Here is a 17776-nt window from a genome sequence, read left to right as displayed (position 1 = left end):
TCAGTTCCGTCAACGATCAACAGAATTGAAAATCCTTCAGTAGGAAACTAACATCGGAGCTGTGACCACGCCGACGGAGCAGCGCAACCCCAGGACGCTCGCCATCGATGCGGTGGGCACGACCGAGATCCTCCGGATGGTGAACGCCGAGGACGCCCGGGTGGCCGGCGCCGTCGGCGTCGTCATTCCCGAGCTGGCCCGTGCCGTGGACGCCGGGGTCGAGGCCGTCCGCAGCGGCGGCCGGGTCCACTACTTCGGCGCCGGCACGTCGGGCCGCCTGGCCGTCCTGGACGCCGCCGAGCTGCTCCCGACCTTCCACGCGCCGGAAGGCCTGGTGGTCGCCCACCACGCCGGCGGCATGGACGCGCTGCTCCGCGCGGTCGAGAACGTCGAGGACTCCGAGGAAGGCGGCGCTCTCGACGCGAGCACCGTCACCGCCGCGGACCTCGTCATCGGTCTCGCGGCTTCCGGGAGCACGCCGTACGTCGCCGGCGCTCTGAGAGCCGCGCGAGCGGCCGGGGCGACCACCGTCCTGGTCACCTCCAACCCCGCCGCCCCGCTGGCGCCGCTGGCCGACATCGTGATCGCCGCCGACACCGGCCCCGAGGTGATCGCCGGCTCCACCCGGCTCAAGGCCGGCACCGCGCAGAAGATGATCCTGAACGCCTTCTCCACCACCCTGATGATCAAGCTCGGCCGCACCTGGTCGAACCTGATGGTCGACCTGGTCGCGACCAACAAGAAGCTCCGCGGCCGCATGCTCCGCATCCTCGGCGAAGCCACCGGCGCCGACCCCGAAGCCTGCGAAGCCGCCCTGGCCGAAGCCGACGGCGAACTCAAACCCGCCCTCGTCCACCTCCTCACCGGCACCCCCATCCCCGCCGCCCGGGCCGCCCTCGACGCCGCCCACGGCCGAGTAGCCACCGCCCTGACCACCCTCGGCGCCCCCGCGTAACACCGCTCCGTGGCGGCGGCTTTCGGCGCCTCTGGCGCAGCCGCTCACCGAGGTGAGGCGCGCTGTGGACGGCGCGGAGAGGGCGTGGACGAGTCAGTCGGTCCGGACCGGGGTTGGACACGAACTGGGGGGCTTGAACAGGCTATTTGCTGTTCGAGCCCGCCGGAGGGGTGGGCAGGCCCCGAGTCCCGGCGAAGCCGATCGTGGGCATCGAGCCGACGCCGATCAGGTCGGCCCGGAAACGACCGGAAAGCTCGTCCGCGACCCCACCGTCCTTCGCAGGCCGGCCCCGTGATGCTCGACCAGAGTCACCTCGGCTGTCGTCGCGGGTAACGCCAGAGCTAGCACGGCCGGAGCATCGACAGGTAGGTGCAGGACCGTGAGGGTCGGCTCGGATGGGACCACCCTGGCGCGGAGTGGTGGGAGGTCGGTGGGGGAGGTTGGGAGGGGCATTCGCCGGCGGAGGCCGGGGTTTTGTAAGCCCACGCCGAGGGCTTTGCCGACGGCTTCCTTTGCTGTCCACAGGTGGAGGAAGGCGGTCAGGTGGTCGGGCTGGGTTGCCATCCACTGCAGCTCCAAAGGGTCGAACCAGCGGCGCGCTAGACCAGTCACCTCGCGGGGGTGGATGTCTTCGACGTCTACGCCGATGGGTCCGCCGAAAGCGGCGGCGGCCGCGATCAGGTTGGGGCTGCGGCTGATGCTTACGGAGAGGCCGTCGATGTGGGGCCGGCCGGTCGGTTCGTGGTGCAGGGACGGCGTACCTCCGAGCAAGGAGGCGGCAAGGTCGAGCAGGAGTGTCTGGGCGGCCGACGACTCGCCGGCCGGCGCCAACCGCACGTGTACCGCGTCACCCACCGGAAGAAGGTAACCGCTCCGATACTGGTCCTCTGCAGCGGGGTAAAACTGGATCTGTAGGGGAGACCGGTCTGTTCTTAGCGTTGAGACATGACCACCTGCGAAATCTCCCTGGCCCCCGCGGCCCCGCGCCTGCTCACCGGTCAGTTCGGCCGGCTGCTGTTCACCGTCTTCGGCTCCTCGCTGAGCATGTACCTGCTCACCTCGGTGGTCCCGCTGTACCTGGCCGCCAGCGGCTCGGGTGGCATCGGCGCCGGGCTGTCCACCGGCGCGATGATGCTGTCCGCGGTCGGCGTCGAGCTGCTGGTGCCCAGGATGCTGGCTCGCTGGGGCTACCAGGTCGTCCTCGGGCTCGGACTGGTCCTGCTGGGGGCGCCGTCCCTGGTCCTGCTGACCACCACGTCCCTTCCGCTCGTCCTCGCGGTCTGCGTCGTCCGCGGCGCCGGACTGGCGATCCTGGTCGTCGGCGCGGTCGCGCTGATCGCCGAGGTGACCCCGGCGCGCCGCCGCGGTGAGGCGTTCGGGGTGTACGGCGTGGTCGTCGGCCTGCCCGCCGCGATCGGGCTGCCGCTCGGCGTCTACCTGACCGGCGTGATCGGCTTCGACGCCCTGTTCGTCCTCGCCGCGGCGGCCTCGCTGGTCGGTCTGATCACCCTCGGCGGGATGCCCAGGCGGCCCAGCGTGGAAGAGCAGCACGTCAAGGTGCTCGGCGGTCTGCGCGGCAGCGGTCTGCTGATGCCGACGTTCGTGTTCGCCGCGGTCACCGTCGCCGCCGGCATCAGCGTCACCTTCCTGCCCCTGGCCGTTGCCGAGGAGAACCAGTCCCTGGTGGCCACCGCCCTGCTGATGCAGGCCATCACGGCGCCCGGCGCCCGGTGGCTGGCTGGTCGGTACGGCGACCGCGTCGGCCCAGCCAAGTTGCTGCCGGTGGCGTTGGTCCTGGCCGCACTCGGCGCCGGCGCACTGGTCCTGATCGGGAGCGCGACCGCGATCGTCGTCGGCTCCACCCTGTTCGGCATCGGCTTCGGCGCCGCGCAGAACCTCACCCTGTCACTGATGTACAACCGCGTCCCGAAGTCCCGCTACGGCCAGGTCAGCGCACTGTGGAACCTGGCTTACGACGGCGGCTGGGGTGTCGGCGCCATCGTCTTCGGCGCGATCGTCGCGGGCACCGGCTACTCGGTCGCCTTCGCACTGACCGCGGCCGTCGTCGCGGTGGCGATCTTCCCGACGCTTCAGAGCTTGCGCAGCCGGACGTAGCGGACGGTGTGGTCGGCGCCCTTGCGGAGCACCAGGGTGGCGCGGGAGCGGGTGGGGAGGATGTTCTCCCGCAGGTTCGGGCCGTTGATGCCGTCCCAGAGCGACTCGGCCTTCTTGACCGCCTCCTCCCGGCTCAGCTCGCCGTACCGGACGAAGTACGACTCCGGGTTGCGGAAGGCCGTCTCCCACAGCTTGAGGAAGCGGTGCACGTACCAGGACCGGATGTCGTCGGCGGCCGCGTCGACGTACACGGAGAAGTCGAAGAAGTCGCTGACCGCCAGGCCGCTCTTGCCGTCCGCGTGCCGCGGCGCGGGCTGCAGGACGTTCAGGCCCTCGAGCAGCAGGATGTCCGGCTGCTCGACGGTGGTCCGGACGCCGGGCATCCGGTCGTAGTGCAGGTGGGAGTAGACCGGCGCCTCGACGTTGTCCATCCCGGACTTCACCTCGATCACGAACCGCAGCAGCGCCTTGCGGTCGTACGATTCCGGGAAGCCCTTGCGCATCATCAGGCTCCGGCGCTCGAGCTCGGCGTTCGGCCAGAGGAACCCGTCGGTGGTGACGAGCGCGACCCGCGGGTGCTCGGGCCAGCGGGCCAGCAGTTCGCGCAGCAACCGGGCGGTGGTCGACTTGCCGACGGCAACCGACCCGCCGATGCCGATCACGAACGGCGTCCGGGTCGCGGCCGGCTTGCCGAGGAAGCTCTCGGTGTCGGCGTGCAGCGCGCGGGCGTGCCGGACGTACAGCGAGAGGATCCGCGACAGCGGCAGGTAGACCTCGCGCACCTCGTCCATGTCGATCTCGTCGCCGAGGCCGCGCAGCCGCTCGATCTCCTCGGCCGTCAGCGGGGACACGGTCGTCTCGGCCAGTTGCGCCCAGGCCGCCCGGTCCAGCTCGGTGTAGGGAGTCACCTCCCGCGTCGGCTGCAGCATGAGGCCATTCTTCCCACCCCGACGTACGACGACCCACCCCGGGCGGGGTGGCTTACGTCTCAACCACCTGAACAGGCCGACTCCGGAAACCGCTTGCTCGACCTATTGACGGCATGTGAGCGCGTGCGTACGGTGTGTCCACGTTCGAGTACCGAAGTTCTCGGCGAAAGTTCTGCTCGGCACCCGCGGGGGCGACGCGGCGGTACAAGGACGGTCAGCGGTATGTCTTCCTGCTGAACCACGGGGACCGGGAGGTGTTGCGCTCGGATGACGTTTGACCCCTGCTGGCTCGGTGGCCAGCGGTTGCCCGAGGTCACCATCCACGCCTCCGGAGCGTTGGCGCAGACGATCCGGGCCGAGCTCCGGCAGACCCGCCGGGTCCGTCATGACGTAGAGGTTGCCCTGTGCACCCTTGGGCGGCTCGAGGAGACGCCGCTGGCGCCGTGGGTCGAGCAGGCGTTGCCGGCCCACGGGCTCGGAGCCGAAGGCTTTGTGGTGACGCGACGAGGCAACCAACTGGTCGTCGCCGCCGAGGGCGGCCGCGGCCTGCTGTACGGGTACTTCTACCTGCTGCGGTACTTCGAGTGGATGACCGGCGACTTCACCGTGGTCGAGCGGCCGGCGGTCGCGGTCCGGATGGTGGCGCACTGGGACAACCTCGACGGTTCCGTCGAGCGCGGATACTCGGGTGGATCGATATTCTTCCGCGACGGCCGGGTTGTCCAGGATCTGACCCGGGTGCGCGCGTACGCTCGTCTGCTGGCCTCGGTCGGGATCAACGCCGTGGTGGTCAACAACGGTAACGTGCACGCCGCCGAGACCCGGCTGATCAGCGACCACCTCCCGGACCTGGCCCGGCTCGCCGCGGTGTTCCGCGAGTACGGCATCGCCGTCCACCTGTCGGTGAACTTCGCGGCACCGATCGTCCTCGACGAGCTGGAGACGGCCGATCCACTGGACGAACGGGTGATCCGCTGGTGGTCGGCGGCCGTCAGCCGCGTGTACGACGCGGTGCCGGACCTCGGCGGTTTCGTGGTCAAGGCGGACTCGGAGAACCGGCCCGGTCCGTACTCCTACGGGCGGCACCATGCCGACGGCGCGAACATGCTGGCTCGCGCGTTGGCGCCGTATCAGGGGACGGTCTACTGGCGGTGCTTCGTCTACTACTGCCATCAGGACTGGCGGGACCGGAGCACGGATCGGGCCCGGGCGGCGTACGACCACTTCGTGCCGCTGGACGGGTTGTTCGACGACAACGTCGTACTGCAGATCAAGCATGGGCCGCTGGACTTCCAGCCGCGCGAACCCGTGTCGCCGTTGCTGGGGGAGTTGCAGGAGACCCGGTCCGCGGTCGAGTTGCAGGTGACGCAGGAGTACACCGGTCAGCAGAAGGATCTCTGCTACCTGGGGCCGTGGTGGCGGGGGATCCTGCAGTTCGGCACCACCGGGTCCGGCGGGCCGACGATCGCCGAGCGCGCCGAAGCGATTGTGGGCGTCGCCAACGTCGGTGACGAGCCGAACTGGACCGGCCACAAGCTTGCCCAGAGCAACCTCTATGCGTACGGGCGGCTGGCCTGGGATCCGGCTGCCGATCCGGTCAGCCTGCTGCACGAGTGGGCCGCGGCGACGTTCGCGATGGACGACCGGACCCGGGCCGAGCTGGTCGAGATCATGGCCGACTCGTGGCGGACGTACGAGCGCTACACCGCGCCGATGGGCGTCGGTTTCATGGTCACGCCGGACACGCACTACGGGCCGAACGTCAACGGCTACGAGTACTCCGAGCGGGGGGCGTACCACTTCGCCGACCGGTACGGCGTCGGCGTCGACCGGACCGTCGCGACCGGGTCAGGCTTCACCGCGCAGTACCCGGAGCCGCTCGCCGGCAGCTACGAGAGCGTCCACACCTGCCCGGATGAGCTGCTGCTGTTCTTCCACCACGTGCCCTACGACCACGTGCTGCAGAACGGCCGCACCGTCCTGCAGCACATCTACGACACCCACTTCCAGGGGTACGACGAAGTCGAAGCGATGGTCGCCCGCTGGAAGGCCATTGCCGACCGCTTCGACCCCGCCACCCGCGAGAACATCTCAGCCCGCTTCGAGCTGCAGTTGCGCAACGCGCGCGAGTGGCGGGACCAGGTGAACACGTACTTCTACCGCCTCAGCGGCGTCCCGGACGCGGCGGGCCGCACGATCTACCGGTAGTCCTTCGAGGCGCACCGCAGGGTGCGGGTGTGATCGACGCTGCGCTCGGGTCCGGTCAGTGTCACGGTGTGGGTGGACTGGACATCGGCGCTGGACCTCGCCAGCCGGAGGTTGATCTCGCCGGGCTCGACGATGCGCGCGCCGGTGCGGTCGGCGAACGAGGTGAGGTCGGCGTGCACGGTGAACTCGACCGTCCGGGACTCGCCGGCGGCGAGGTCGATGCGGTGATAGCCGATCAGCCGGGTGACCGGGCGGGTCACCTTGGCGACCGGGTCGCCGAGGTAGAGCTGGACGATCTCGGTGCCGTCCGCCGCGCCGGTGTTGTGGACGGTGACCTGGAGGGTGACCGTGCCGTCGGTCGGCACGCTGTCGCGGTCCACGGTCGCGTCGGTCCACTCGAAGGTCGTGTACGACGTTCCGTGGCCGAACGGGAAGAGCGGTGTCGGGTCGACCGACGAGACCTTGTTGCGGCCGCCGAGCGGTTGGTGGAGGTACGTCCCGGGCTGTGCGCCTTCGCTCCGCGGCAGGCTGACCGGGAGCCGGCCGGACGGGTTGACGGCTCCGGTGAGGACCCGGGCCAGCGCCGGTCCACCCTCCTGGCCGGGGAAGAACGCTTGCACGATGGCCGTCGTACGGTCGGCGAATCGGCCGAGGGCGTACGGGCGTCCGGACAGCACCACGACGACGACCGGCGTACCGGTGTCGAGGACCGCGTCGAGCAGGTCGGCCTGGCGCCCGGGGAGGGCCAGGGTCTCCACGTCGCAGCCTTCGCCCGAGGTGCCGCGGCCGAACAGGCCGGCCCGGTCGCCGAGGGCGACGATCGCGACGTCCGCCTCGGAGGCAGCGGTGATCGCCTCCTCGAAACCGTCGTCGGAGTCGTCGTCGACTCCGCATCCTTCGGCCGTCTTCAGGTCGATGCCCTGCGCAACCAGTGCCTCTGCGAGCGTGCGGATCTGGACGCCGTCGTCGGTGCCTGGGTAGCGGGGCGCGATGTGGATCGGGAACGTGTAGCAGCCGAGCATCGCGTGCGCGTCCATCCCGCGCGGGCCGACCAGCGCGACCTTCTTGCCGGGGGCAATCGGCAGCACGCCATCGTTCGCGAGCAGCACGATCGACTCGTCGGCCAACCGCGCCGCGAGCTCCCGGTTGGCGGGCGTGTCCAGCTCGACCGGTCCCGTCGGCTCGAGGTCCAGGTCGGGGTCGAGCAGGCCGAGATCGCACTTCTGCCGCAACACCCTGCGGACGGCCTGGTCGACGTACTCGACGTCGAGCCGTCCCTCCTCGACCTCGGCGATCAGCGCGTCGGCGTAGGTGTGCACGGTCGGCAGCTCGACGTCGATACCGGCCTTCAGCGCCAGTGCGGCCGCCTCGCCGTCGGTGCCCGCGACCTGGTGCAGGGTGCGCAGGAACGCGATCGCGAAGTAGTCCGCGACGACCGTCCCGTCGAAGCCCCAGGTGTCGCGCAGCAGCGTGGTCAGGAGTTCCGGGTCGGCGGCGACCGGGACGCCGTCGATCTCGGCGTACGAGTTCATCACCGTCCGGACACCGCCCTCGACCACGGCCAGCTCGAACGGCGGCAGGATCACGTCGGCGAGCTCGTGCCGGCCCATGGAGACCGGTGCGAGGTTGCGGCCGGCCCGGGAGGCGGAGTAGCCGGCGAAGTGCTTCAACGTGGCGTGGACGCCGCCGTCCTGCAGTCCGCGGACGTACGCCGTACCGATCGTGCCGACCAGGTGGGGGTCTTCGCCGATCGTCTCCTCGGTGCGGCCCCAGCGGTAGTCGCGGGTGACGTCGAGGACCGGGGCGAGGCCGAGGTGCGCGCCGGCCGACTTCATGTCTGCGCCGATGTGGCGGGCCATGGTCTCGACGAGCTCCGGGTCGAAGGTCGCGCCCCAGGCGAGCGGGGTCGGGTAGATGGTGGCGCCGTACGCCGCGAAGCCCGTCAGACACTCGTCGTGGGCGATCGCCGGGATGCCGAACCGGTTGGCGGCCATGATCTGCCGCTGCGCCGCGGCCAGCGACCGGGCGCCGGTGGTCGGGTCGACCGGCCGGGTGCCGAACGGGCGGGTGAGCTGGCCGAGCCCGTCCCGGATCACCTCGTCCCAGACCGGCGGGTCGGCGCTCATGTCGTGCTGGTACGGCGCGACGTCCTCGCCGCTGTCTCCGGCGCCGACCCACAGGCCGGCCAGCTGGGAGACCTTCTCCCGCGGGGTCAGCTCGGCCAGCAAGGCCTCGACCCGGTCGTCCGGACGTGCGGTCTTGTCCTGCCAGGCGCCCATCAAGCTCCTCGAAAGTTTCGGACAAATTTACGATACTTCAGACGAGGTTAGCTTGTATTCTGCTGCCTGCACAGCCTCGAACCGGGTGGAGGAACGTCGTGGGTCAGCGGATGACCATCTCGAAAATTGCGGAGCAGGCCGGGGTCTCGGTGCCCACCGTGTCCAAGGTGCTGAACGGCCGCTCCGACGTCGCCGAGGAGACCCGGGCGAAGGTCGAGAGCATCATCCAGGAGCACGGCTACCGGCGCCGGACCACCAGTACGGCGAGCAGCCCGATGATCGACCTGGTGTTCCACGAGATCGGCGGTGCCTGGGCGGTCGAGCTGATCCGCGGCGTCGAGGAAGTGGTCCGCGCCGAGGGCGTCGAGCTGGTGCTGTCCGAGTGCGGCGGCGCCCGGCGGCCGCGGCAGGAGTGGATCGAGTCCGTCCTGCTCCGCCGCCCGCTGGGCGTGATCATGGTGTTCTCCGACCTGGACGCCGACCAGCGGGCCCAGCTGGAGGCGCGGCGGATCCCGTTCGTGGTCGTCGACCCGGTCGGCGACGAGGGCGACGACGTACCGTCCATCGGCTCGGCCAACTGGAACGGCGGCCGGATGGCGACCCTGCACCTGCGCAAGCTCGGGCACACCCGGATCGGGATGATCGGCGGGCCGGTGGAGACGCTGTGCTCGCGGATGCGGGTCGACGGGTACACCGACGCGCTCCGGTCGACCGGGGTGGAGATCGACCCGGCGCTGATCCGGGCGGCGGAGTTCGAGGTGGACAGCGGGCACCGCGAGGCGCTGGCGCTGCTGAAACTGCCGGAGCGGCCGACCGCGATCTTCGCCGGCAGCGACCTGCAGGCGCTCGGGGTGTACCAGGCCGCGCGGGAGCTCGGGCTGGAGGTCCCACGCGACCTGTCAGTGGTCGGGTACGACGACCTCCCGGTGGCGCAATGGGTCTCGCCGACGCTGACCACGGTCCACCAGCCGCTGCGCCAGATGGCCGAGCTGGCCACCCGGATGGTCCTCGACCTGGCCCGCGGCGTCACCCCGGCCGCCCTCCGCATGGACCTCGCCGTGGACATGCGCATCCGCCAGAGCACCTCGGCGCCGCCCAGCGTCTGACCCACAACTGCTTCCAGGTCTTGCCAGGCCGACGGCTAGGGTGATGGACATGATCGTCGGCGTGGGAATCGATGTGGTCGACGTCGAGCGGTTCATGAAGACCCTCGAACGCACACCGGGTCTTCGGGATCGCGTCTTCACTCCTTCCGAGGCAGCCAGACCACCGGCCTCGCTCGCCGCCCGATTCGCCGCCAAGGAAGCGCTGGCCAAAGCGCTCGGTGCGCCGGCCGGCATGCACTGGCACGATGCCGAGGTGCAGACCGACGAGACCGGCCGCCCGTGGCTGGAGATCAAGGGCACCGTCGCCGACCAGGCCGGCCGGCTCGGCGTCCAGAGCCTGCACCTGTCCCTGAGCCACGACGCCGGCATCGCCTCCGCCGTCGTCATCCTGGAGGGCTGATGCGTCGCGCGCACACCGTCGAGCAGGTCCGCGCAGCCGAGGCCGACCTGATGGCGCGCCTCCCCGAGGGCACCCTGATGCAACGCGCCGCCACCGGCCTCGCGGTTGCCATCAGCAACTTCCTCGGTCACACGTACGGCGCCCGCGTCGTGCTGCTGATCGGGTCCGGCGACAACGGCGGCGACGCCCTGTACGCCGGGGTCCGGCTGGCTCGACGCGGTGCTTCCGTCACCGCCGTACTGCTGTCGGAGAAAGCACACGCCGCTGGACTGGAGGCGCTGCTGGCCGTCGGCGGACGGGTCGGTTCGACTGACGACATCGCGGACGCTGAGGTGGTCGTGGACGGCATCGTCGGGATCGGCGGTCGTCCCGGTCTGCGTCCGGACGCGCTAGCCGCCGTCGAGTTGGCCGCTCGGAAGGGCATCCCGATCGTCGCCGTCGACACCCCGTCCGGGGTCGACGTGGACACCGGCGAGACCCCGGAACCTCACGTCCGGGCAGCCCTGACCGTCACCTTCGGCACCCACAAGATCTGCCACTTCATCGACCCTGCCGCCACCGCCTGCGGCCCGGTTCACCTGGTCGACATCGGCCTGGACCTCCCACCCGCTCCCGTCGAGTCGCTTCAGGCCGCCGACGTACGAGCGTTGTACCCCGTCCCGCACGGCGAGTCCGACAAGTACTCCCGCGGCGTACTCGGGTTGATGGCCGGATCCGCCCAGTACCCGGGAGCTGCCGTCATCGCCACGGCCGGTGCGCTCGGCGGCCCGCTCGGCATGGTCCGGTACGTCGGTCCCGACGCAGTGGCGGCGGAAGTCCGGGCAGCCCATCCGGAGATCGTTGCCGGTGAGGGGCGCGTGCAGGCGTGGGCAGTCGGCTCTGGTCTGGGGGATGAGCTGGACGTCAGCCGGGTCCGCGATCTCCTCGACGCCGAGGAGCCGATCGTCCTCGACGCAGACGGCCTCCGAGCCCTCGAGGATTCCGGCGACCACACCGGCGTACTCGCGACACCACACGCCGGCGAACTGGCCCGACTGCTGGGCGTTGACCGCGCCACCGTCGAGGCCGAACGCCTCAAACACGCCCGCCTGGCCGCCGAGCGCTACGACGCCACCATCCTCCTCAAAGGCTCCACTACCGTCATCGCCGCCCCCGACGGCCACGTGCGCGTCAACACCAACGCCACCCCCTGGCTAGCCACCGCAGGCGCCGGCGACGTCCTGGCCGGCCTCTGCGGAGCCCTCCTGGCCGCCGGCCTCACCACCCTCGACGCCGCCAGCCTGGGCGCCTACCTCCACGCCGCCGCCGCCAACCTAACCTCCGCCTCCGGCCCGATCACCGCCCTCTCAGGAGCCGCCGCCCTCCCCGAAGCCACCCGCCAACTCCTGCAGGGTTGATCCCCCCACCGCAGCAGCTACGCTCGCTCCTAGGTCGCGTCCTCGCCGGCTGCTCCCTCCCACCCCCATCTGCGCGGCTGCCGCCGCGCCTTCGACGGCGAGGTGGTTTGGTCGGACCGTCCGTCAGTCGACGCTGTCGCTGGACTGTTGTCGTTGTTTCGCGCACGAAGCAGCCGGATTCGACAGGTCACCGCTAGCCTGAGCTTCACTCGCGGCGAGTGAGATGGACCCCACGACGTCAGGTCGTGGCCTGCTTCTCGACGTTTGGACTGAAAGGGGGCGCGGCGGTGGGTGAGGTGGTTGGGGAGATTCTTCCGTTGGCATTGGGGGTGGCTATCAGTCCGGTCCCGGTGATGGCGGCGATTCTGATGTTGTTGTCGCCGCGGGCGAAGGTGACCGGTGTCGCGTTCCTTGGGGGCTGGGTCGCTGGCGTGGTGGTGGCCGCTACTGCGTTCACGCTGCTGTCGTCGCTGTTGCCTGAGGGCGATCCCGATGCCTCGAGGCCGGTCCAGGGTGTGATCAAACTGGCCCTCGGTGTGCTGCTCATCGTGCTGGCGGTGAAGCAGTGGCGGGGTCGGCCAGCAGCCGGCGCCGAACCGGACCTGCCGAAGTGGATGTCGGCCGTCGACACGTTCACGCCGGTCAAGGGCCTCGGCTTCGGCTTCCTGCTCTCGGCTCTCAACCCGAAGAACCTCATCCTCGCGGCCGGTGCCGGTGTCGCCATCGGCGCCGGTGAGCTCAGCACCACTCAGACAATCCTCGCTCTCGCGATCTTCACTGCCATCGCCGCAGCCACGGTCGCGATCCCAGTCCTGGCCTACCTCACCGCCGCCGACCGCGCAGCCGCACCCTTGGAATCCCTCCACGCGTGGCTGATCCGCGAGAGCTCCACGGTGATGGCAGTCCTCCTCCTGGTCATCGGCGTAGTCATGCTCGGCAAAGGCATCGAGAGCTTCTGACCGGGGGATACCGGGTGGGCGACACCACGGGAGCGGTTGCGGGGGTGGGGTGGCACGGATAGGACTGGAGGGCTGGTGCCTCCGTCGCCCCTGGGAGATTGCACATGAAGCGGTTCGTGGTGTTCGTCGTACTTGCGCTTGTTGCCGCGTTGCCGGTGCCTGCTGAGGCTGTGAGCACGGGGTATGTGGCTGATGCGAAAACGAAGATTCATGTGATGGGGGAGTGGGCCCATCCGGATGACGACACGAGCATCATCGGGCCTTGTGGGGTGTGGCATCAGCGGTACGGCGTGAAGTGTGGCGTGATCATGGTGACGCGCGGCGAGGGAGGAGGGAACGCGGTCGGGTCCGAGCTCGGGCCGGATCTCGGGTTACGGCGGGAGAACGAGGACCGGGTGGCGCACTACCGGTCCGGGACCGTGGACATCTTCAACCTGGACCGGATCGACTTCTTCTACAACCAGAGTGCGCCGCTGACGCAGTACTTCTGGGACGAGGAGGAGACGCTGCGCCGCGTCACCCGGGTGATCCGGGAGACGCAGCCGGAGATCTACATCGGGTTCACGCCGACGCTCGCGGCCGGGCACGGCAACCACCAGCAGGCGGGGCGGCTGATCTGGGAGGGCGTGCTCGCGGCCGCCGACCCGACCAGGTTCCCCGAGCAGCTCGAGGGTCCGAACGCGCTCAGCACCTGGCAGGTGAAGAAGGTGTTCTCCGGCGGCAGTACGGCGGGAACCGGCGGTACGACGGCCGCCGCCAACTGCACCACCGGCTTCACCCCGAGCGGCCTCGACACCGTCGCGGGCGTGTGGACCGGCTACGAGTCGCCGTACGAGTGGCCGGCCGGGAACCTGCAAGGACAGCCGGCCGGTTCCGCCAAGATCTGGCAGCAGGTCGCGGACGAAGGCCGCGCGGCGTACCCGACCCAGAGCCGGGTGATGTTCAAGGGCACCTCGACCCCGGCCTGCCCGCGCTTCGCGATGACCCAGTCGTTCGTGCCGTTCCAGCCGAACACCAGCCCGTCGGCCGGGCTGGACGAAGCGATCCTCTTCGGCGCGACCAAACCCGACCCCGGCGGCCTGCCGCTGGGCACACTGCAGTACCTGACCTTCAGCCGTTTCTACAACGTCGCCGGCGAACCGTTCCAGGCCACCGTGCACCTCAAGGCGCCGAACGGAGAGCTTGCCCCAGGCAACATCAACCTCACCGTTCCACCCGGCTGGACCACCGACGGCCCCAAACCGGTCCCAGCCCGCGCGCAAGCCGACGTCACGTTCACAGTCACCCCCGCGGCCAACGCCCCGGTCGACCAGAACGCGAAGATCGCCGCGACCTACACCACCGCGAAGGCCACCGGCTACACCGACAACGTCGTACGCATCGTGGCCGCCGCCGAGGGCCGCTTCCAGCGGTGGGGCAACTGGCAGGAGTACGACGAGTGGCTGGAAACGACCGCGCCACAGGCCAGCCGTCTCGGCCGCTCGCAGGCGATCCAGTCGATGGCGATCGGCAGCACGATCGACGTACCGGTCGTGGTTCACAACTGGTCGGCGCAACCGCAGAGCGGCGCCGTCTCGCTGGAGCTCCCGGCGAACTTCACCGTGGACGCGCCGTCGAAGCCCTACGACCTCCAACCCGGCGGCGAGGCGACAGTCACCTTCAAGCTGACCAACACCGACACCGCCCTGCCCGCGACCCAGAACGTCGCCATCCCGATCCGGACCGCGACCGGCAGCGAGACGCTGACGCTGACTCTGGTGCCGACGACAACCATCCCGCGGGCGCAGCCGGTCGTGGACGGCAAGGCCGAGCCAGGCGAGTACCCGGGTCCGACCCTCGACCTCGGCCGGATCTGGCAGGGCGCGACGAACTGCACCGGCGTGGACGACTGCGGCGTTTCGTCAACAGGTGAAGGCAATACGGCCAAGGTGAGCTGGTCGGATGACGCGCTGTACTTCTTCATCCACGTCCGTGACGACTACCAGTCGTACGCCGTGACTCCGGCCGAGTGTGTCGGTCACTGGCAGGCCGACTCGGTCGAGATCCTGCTCGACCCGCGCGGGACCGCGTCCCAGGCGCTGATGGACACCGCGAACACGTTCAAGCTGGGCATCTTCCCGTTCAGCCAGAGCGGCGGGCCGTGCTGGTCGCGGGACGCGGACAACCATCAGGGCTACTCCAGCGGCGAGCTCGACGCCGGCAACGCGCCCGGCGTCCAGGTCGCCTCGACGGCCCAGTGGGTGGGCAGCAACGAGACCACGGTCCCGCACGCGTACGCCGGTGGCGGCTACGACCTCGAGGTGAAGATCCCGCTGGCGACGCTGCCCGCGGCCGTCGACCCGTCCAGGTTGGGGCTCAACATCACGCCGTACGACAACGACGACACGTCCGCGGCCGGTACGACGACTCTGCGGCACATCGACATGAGCACGCGACTCGGCTGGTCCGCACTCGGGTCGGTCCAGTCCGACCCGTACCGCTGGGGACTCGCGACCCTGCCCGGCTACACGCCACCCGCGGACCGCCCGACGACCCCGGCGCCGCCGAACGTCTCGAACCCGAACCTCAACGGCGCGCTCTCCCCGCAGACGATCGCCCAGTCCGCGCGCAACGGCGTGCCGATCTCCGGCCGGGTTCCGACGACAGATTTGAAGATCCTGTACGCCGACCTCGGCAAAGCCGGCGTGGACATCTACACCCGGTCCGCCGGCACCGGGACCGCCCGGGCGTTCCTGACCACCGGCGCGATCGACGCCATCCCGGTCTGGACGACCAGCTGTTCACCGGCCGCCGACCCGCCACCCGACTACGGCCTGACGCCCTGCGCGGTCACCGACGGCGCCACGCCGTCGTGGTCACCCGACATGAGCGGCCACGTGGTGAAGCAGGCGAGCAAGGACCTCACCCGCGGCACGAGCCGCTGGTCCATCCCGCTGACCCCCGCCGAACAGGCCAAGCTGGCCAAGGACGGCCGCCTGCTGGTCTCCTACGAGACCCCGCAGAACAAGGTCCAGGCCTTCGACGTCCGGCTGCGCTGACCCTTGCGGACGAAGGTGGTCGCGAGTGGACCACCTCACCGGGCGCCGGTGAAGTCGAGTCCGTTGCCGGCGGCACGAAGCTTCAGCCGGTTGGAGTCGATCTCGTAGCTGACGTCGCCCTTGAGTCCGCTCAAGAGAGTCTGCTCGAGCTTGCCCGCGTCGCCGGGGCAGGCGCGGCGGGTGGTGGCGAGCTCGCCGAACGTCAGCTTGCCGGTCGCCTGGGCAACCTTGCCCTGGAGCTCGTTGCAGCCGGTGGAACCGGTGACGCGTTCGCCGTTGATGGTGATCCAGACCTTCTCGGACCCGGCCTGGTGGGCGGCGGTGTCGTTGCTGATCACGGTCTCCAGCGACCACTTGGTGCCGTCGAGGGCGAGATCGGGCTCGGCAGTCTCGCGGTCGGTCAGCGAGATCGTCGTACCGCCGGAGGTGAGGATGAGCCGGTCGCCTTCGAGCTTCCAGGCCGGATCGGAGGTCAGGATCTTCGACAGCCAGCCGTCCTGCCGGTGCCGGGGTTCGTCGCAGCCCATCGCGGTCGTGGCCAGCTGCTTGTCGAGCGACAGTTTGCCGTCGCCGGTGTCCACCGCCGACTGCATGGAGTTACATCCGGCCTCCGCGATCAACCGGCCGTCGTCGGAGAACGTGAGCCGGATCCGGGAGTTCGGAACCAGCTGCTTCGGCTTCCCGTCCTCGGTCACGGCGGTGGACAGATAGGTCCTGCCCTGGAGCGATACACCGCTGTCACCACCGGTGCCGGCCTCGTTTCCGCAGCCGGCCAGACCGAGCAGCAGACCCGCTCCGGCGACCGCGATCATCCGCATCTTCACACCCTAAGGACGCGGCCCGGCAAACGAGCGTTGCATTGTGCACTCTGCGTAAAATCGGTACCCCGGGGTTGGCCTTTCACATCACGGTTGGATAACGTCAGGCGCCGTACGCGCGAGAGCGAACGTGAAGGACAGGGCCGGCACCCCCTCGGTGCCCGGTCTGCCCGGATCGGTACGGTGTCTACGGGGACGCCGGCTGCTCCTGGCCTCACTGGGGAAACCAACCGAAAAGCTGAGGGCCGCGCTGGAGTGCTGGGGCAGTCAGTGGGGCCCATCGAGCAGACGAGGAATGTTTCGCATGCCCCCCACCCGAACTGCCCGTAGCCGCATCGTCGTCCCGGCGGTGTTCCTTGCCATGGGTGCGCTTGTCGCCGCGCCCATCGCCGTTCAGGCGGCCAAGGACTCCCCTGTCGCCGCGACCACGACGAGCGCCGCGACGGACAGCACGGCTTCGACCCTCCCAAGCGTCGGTCGCGTCGAGACCTGTGTCCTGGACGCGAACTCCGGTTGCACCGTGGCGCACGGCTTCGCCGCGAAGCCGGTCGCCATCACCGCGACCGCGGCCGGACCGTCGATCCTGTCGATCGACCCGACCCAGACCAACGACAAGACGTACCGTCTCCGGGCGCTGAGCCGCAACGGCGACAGGTACCAGGCCGGCACCCGGCTGCGGTACACCGCGCACTACGACTTCGTCGAGGCGCCGCCGCAGCCGACCACTCCGACCCCGACCGCGAGCCCCACGCCGACCACGACGCCGACGTCGAGCCCGACCACCACCTCCACCCCGACCAAGACCCCGACCGCGACGTCGACACCGACGGCCACGTCGACTCCCACCGCGACGTCCACCCCGACGTCGACGAGTAGCCCGGCGAAGAGCTGCACCAACCCGGTGTGGACCACCACGGCGACCAACAACCAGGGCGCCGGGCGGACCTTCGGCGCGTACTACGTCCACAACAACATGTGGAACAACGACAACGGCACCTACACGCTGGGCGCCTGCAGCTGGGACAACTGGTGGGTCGATGTGACCCAGCCGCTGCCCGGTGACAAGGGCGTCCAGGCGTACCCGAACGTGCACAAGGACTACGACGACGTCCCGCTGTCGAAGATCCAGTCGGCCAAGTTCGCCGCCACCACGCCGGCCAACTGTCCGAGCTGCATCTACAACGTCGCGTTCGACGCGTGGATCGGTGACGGCCTGAACAACGAGCTGATGATCTGGACCGACAACAAGGGCCAGGTCCCGGCCGGCCGCAAGGTGGGCACCGTGACCTTCGGCGGCTTCACCTACGACGTCTGGCACCAGGACGGTTACACGGCGTACGTGTCCCAGGTGACGCAGAAGTCCGGCACCATGCCGCTGGCCGACTTCTTCAACGACATGGTCAAGCGCGGCTGGGCCCCGAAGGCCACGACCTGGCAGGTCGACTTCGGCGTCGAGGTGGTGTCCACCGGCAACACCAAGCAGCGCTTCAGCTTCACCGACTTCTCCATCCAGGAGAACTGACCCCTCGCGCTCTCGCGCATCCCGGCGGCCGCCGCAACAACTGTTGCGGC

At 69.8% G+C, this 17776-nt stretch carries 14 protein-coding genes; 10 read left to right on the top strand and 4 right to left on the bottom strand.

Annotated features, from left to right (window positions below; all coding sequences use genetic code 11):
• Window positions 1–61 precede the first annotated feature (61 nt).
• The gene (gene murQ / locus ACWCOV_RS13120) at window positions 62–955 is read left to right on the top strand and encodes an N-acetylmuramic acid 6-phosphate etherase (RefSeq protein WP_449829468.1); all 894 of its coding nucleotides are present in this window, start codon (window positions 62–64) and stop codon (window positions 953–955) included.
• A 225-nt stretch (window positions 956–1180) separates the two neighbouring features.
• Here murQ and ACWCOV_RS13115 read toward each other — a convergent pair whose 3' ends face one another.
• A complete protein-coding gene (locus ACWCOV_RS13115) occupies window positions 1181–1567 on the bottom strand; it encodes a 4'-phosphopantetheinyl transferase superfamily protein (RefSeq protein WP_449829578.1) in 387 nt (128 codons plus the stop codon).
• A 9-nt stretch (window positions 1568–1576) separates the two neighbouring features.
• Here ACWCOV_RS13115 and ACWCOV_RS13110 point away from each other — a divergent pair, with 9 nt between their 5' ends.
• Window positions 1577–1870 carry a hypothetical protein gene (locus ACWCOV_RS13110; protein WP_449829582.1) on the top strand — a complete coding sequence of 98 codons (294 nt, stop codon included), beginning with the start codon at window positions 1577–1579 and terminating at the stop codon, window positions 1868–1870.
• Between the two features lie 30 nt (window positions 1871–1900).
• Window positions 1901–3070 (top strand): MFS transporter, encoded by a 1170-nt coding sequence (locus ACWCOV_RS13105; protein ID WP_449829467.1) that lies wholly within the window; start codon window positions 1901–1903, stop codon window positions 3068–3070.
• Here ACWCOV_RS13105 and coaA read toward each other — a convergent pair.
• Entirely contained in the window at window positions 3046–3999 is a 954-nt protein-coding gene (coaA, locus tag ACWCOV_RS13100) for a type I pantothenate kinase (RefSeq protein ID WP_449829466.1), read from the bottom strand. The genes ACWCOV_RS13105 and coaA overlap by 25 nt on opposite strands.
• A 267-nt stretch (window positions 4000–4266) precedes the next feature.
• Between coaA and ACWCOV_RS13095 the strand changes: the two genes are divergently transcribed.
• A complete protein-coding gene (locus tag ACWCOV_RS13095) occupies window positions 4267–6207 on the top strand; it encodes an alpha-glucuronidase (RefSeq protein WP_449829465.1) in 1941 nt (646 codons plus the stop codon).
• On the opposite strand, the gene ACWCOV_RS13090 is transcribed toward ACWCOV_RS13095, so the two are convergent.
• Window positions 6198–8486 carry a beta-xylosidase/alpha-l-arabinosidase gene (locus tag ACWCOV_RS13090; protein ID WP_449829464.1) on the bottom strand — a complete coding sequence of 763 codons (2289 nt, stop codon included), beginning with the start codon at window positions 8484–8486 and terminating at the stop codon, window positions 6198–6200. The genes ACWCOV_RS13095 and ACWCOV_RS13090 overlap by 10 nt on opposite strands.
• A 110-nt stretch (window positions 8487–8596) precedes the next feature.
• Here ACWCOV_RS13090 and ACWCOV_RS13085 point away from each other — a divergent pair, with 110 nt between their 5' ends.
• The 5 genes from ACWCOV_RS13085 (at window position 8597) to ACWCOV_RS13065 (ending at window position 15386) form a co-directional block, all read left to right on the top strand.
• Window positions 8597–9592 carry a LacI family DNA-binding transcriptional regulator gene (locus ACWCOV_RS13085; protein WP_449829463.1) on the top strand — a complete coding sequence of 332 codons (996 nt, stop codon included), beginning with the start codon at window positions 8597–8599 and terminating at the stop codon, window positions 9590–9592.
• A gap of 49 nt (window positions 9593–9641) precedes the next feature.
• Window positions 9642–9992 carry a holo-ACP synthase gene (locus ACWCOV_RS13080; protein ID WP_449829462.1) on the top strand — a complete coding sequence of 117 codons (351 nt, stop codon included), beginning with the start codon at window positions 9642–9644 and terminating at the stop codon, window positions 9990–9992.
• Window positions 9992–11389 carry an NAD(P)H-hydrate dehydratase gene (locus ACWCOV_RS13075; protein ID WP_449829461.1) on the top strand — a complete coding sequence of 466 codons (1398 nt, stop codon included), beginning with the start codon at window positions 9992–9994 and terminating at the stop codon, window positions 11387–11389. Before ACWCOV_RS13080 ends, ACWCOV_RS13075 begins: the two co-directional genes overlap by 1 nt.
• Before the next feature lie 245 nt (window positions 11390–11634).
• Window positions 11635–12348, top strand: coding sequence for a GAP family protein (locus ACWCOV_RS13070; RefSeq protein WP_449829577.1), 714 nt, complete (start codon window positions 11635–11637; stop codon window positions 12346–12348).
• A gap of 104 nt (window positions 12349–12452) precedes the next feature.
• On the top strand, window positions 12453–15386 hold the full coding sequence (locus ACWCOV_RS13065; protein ID WP_449829460.1) for a sugar-binding protein: 2934 nt from the start codon (window positions 12453–12455) through the stop codon (window positions 15384–15386).
• Window positions 15387–15421: 35 nt separating this feature from the next.
• On the opposite strand, the gene ACWCOV_RS13060 is transcribed toward ACWCOV_RS13065, so the two are convergent.
• Complete coding sequence (locus tag ACWCOV_RS13060) at window positions 15422–16204, bottom strand: META domain-containing protein (protein ID WP_449829459.1); 783 nt, start codon at window positions 16202–16204, stop codon at window positions 15422–15424.
• A 304-nt stretch (window positions 16205–16508) separates the two neighbouring features.
• On the opposite strand from ACWCOV_RS13060, the gene ACWCOV_RS13055 reads away from it, so the two are divergent.
• Window positions 16509–17726, top strand: a complete 1218-nt coding sequence (locus ACWCOV_RS13055) for a GH12 family glycosyl hydrolase domain-containing protein (RefSeq protein ID WP_449829458.1) — start codon at window positions 16509–16511, stop codon at window positions 17724–17726.
• Window positions 17727–17776 lie beyond the last annotated feature (50 nt).

The sequence above is a fragment of the Kribbella sp. NPDC002412 genome (genome assembly GCF_053592935.1).
This window is presented reverse-complemented; position numbering and strand designations above follow the sequence as displayed.

Bases quoted from the DNA above. Each gene is read 5' to 3' on its own strand.
- ACWCOV_RS13105 (WP_449829467.1), top strand. From the start codon at position 1,901: ATGACCACCTGCGAAATCTCCCTGGCCCCCGCGGCCCCGCGCCTGCTC.
- coaA (WP_449829466.1), bottom strand. From the start codon at position 3,999: ATGCTGCAGCCGACGCGGGAGGTGACTCCCTACACCGAGCTGGACCGG.
- ACWCOV_RS13095 (WP_449829465.1), top strand. From the start codon at position 4,267: ATGACGTTTGACCCCTGCTGGCTCGGTGGCCAGCGGTTGCCCGAGGTC.
- ACWCOV_RS13090 (WP_449829464.1), bottom strand. From the start codon at position 8,486: ATGGGCGCCTGGCAGGACAAGACCGCACGTCCGGACGACCGGGTCGAG.
- ACWCOV_RS13085 (WP_449829463.1), top strand. From the start codon at position 8,597: ATGACCATCTCGAAAATTGCGGAGCAGGCCGGGGTCTCGGTGCCCACC.
- ACWCOV_RS13080 (WP_449829462.1), top strand. From the start codon at position 9,642: ATGATCGTCGGCGTGGGAATCGATGTGGTCGACGTCGAGCGGTTCATG.
- ACWCOV_RS13075 (WP_449829461.1), top strand. From the start codon at position 9,992: ATGCGTCGCGCGCACACCGTCGAGCAGGTCCGCGCAGCCGAGGCCGAC.
- ACWCOV_RS13065 (WP_449829460.1), top strand. From the start codon at position 12,453: ATGAAGCGGTTCGTGGTGTTCGTCGTACTTGCGCTTGTTGCCGCGTTG.
- ACWCOV_RS13060 (WP_449829459.1), bottom strand. From the start codon at position 16,204: ATGCGGATGATCGCGGTCGCCGGAGCGGGTCTGCTGCTCGGTCTGGCC.
- ACWCOV_RS13055 (WP_449829458.1), top strand. From the start codon at position 16,509: ATGCCCCCCACCCGAACTGCCCGTAGCCGCATCGTCGTCCCGGCGGTG.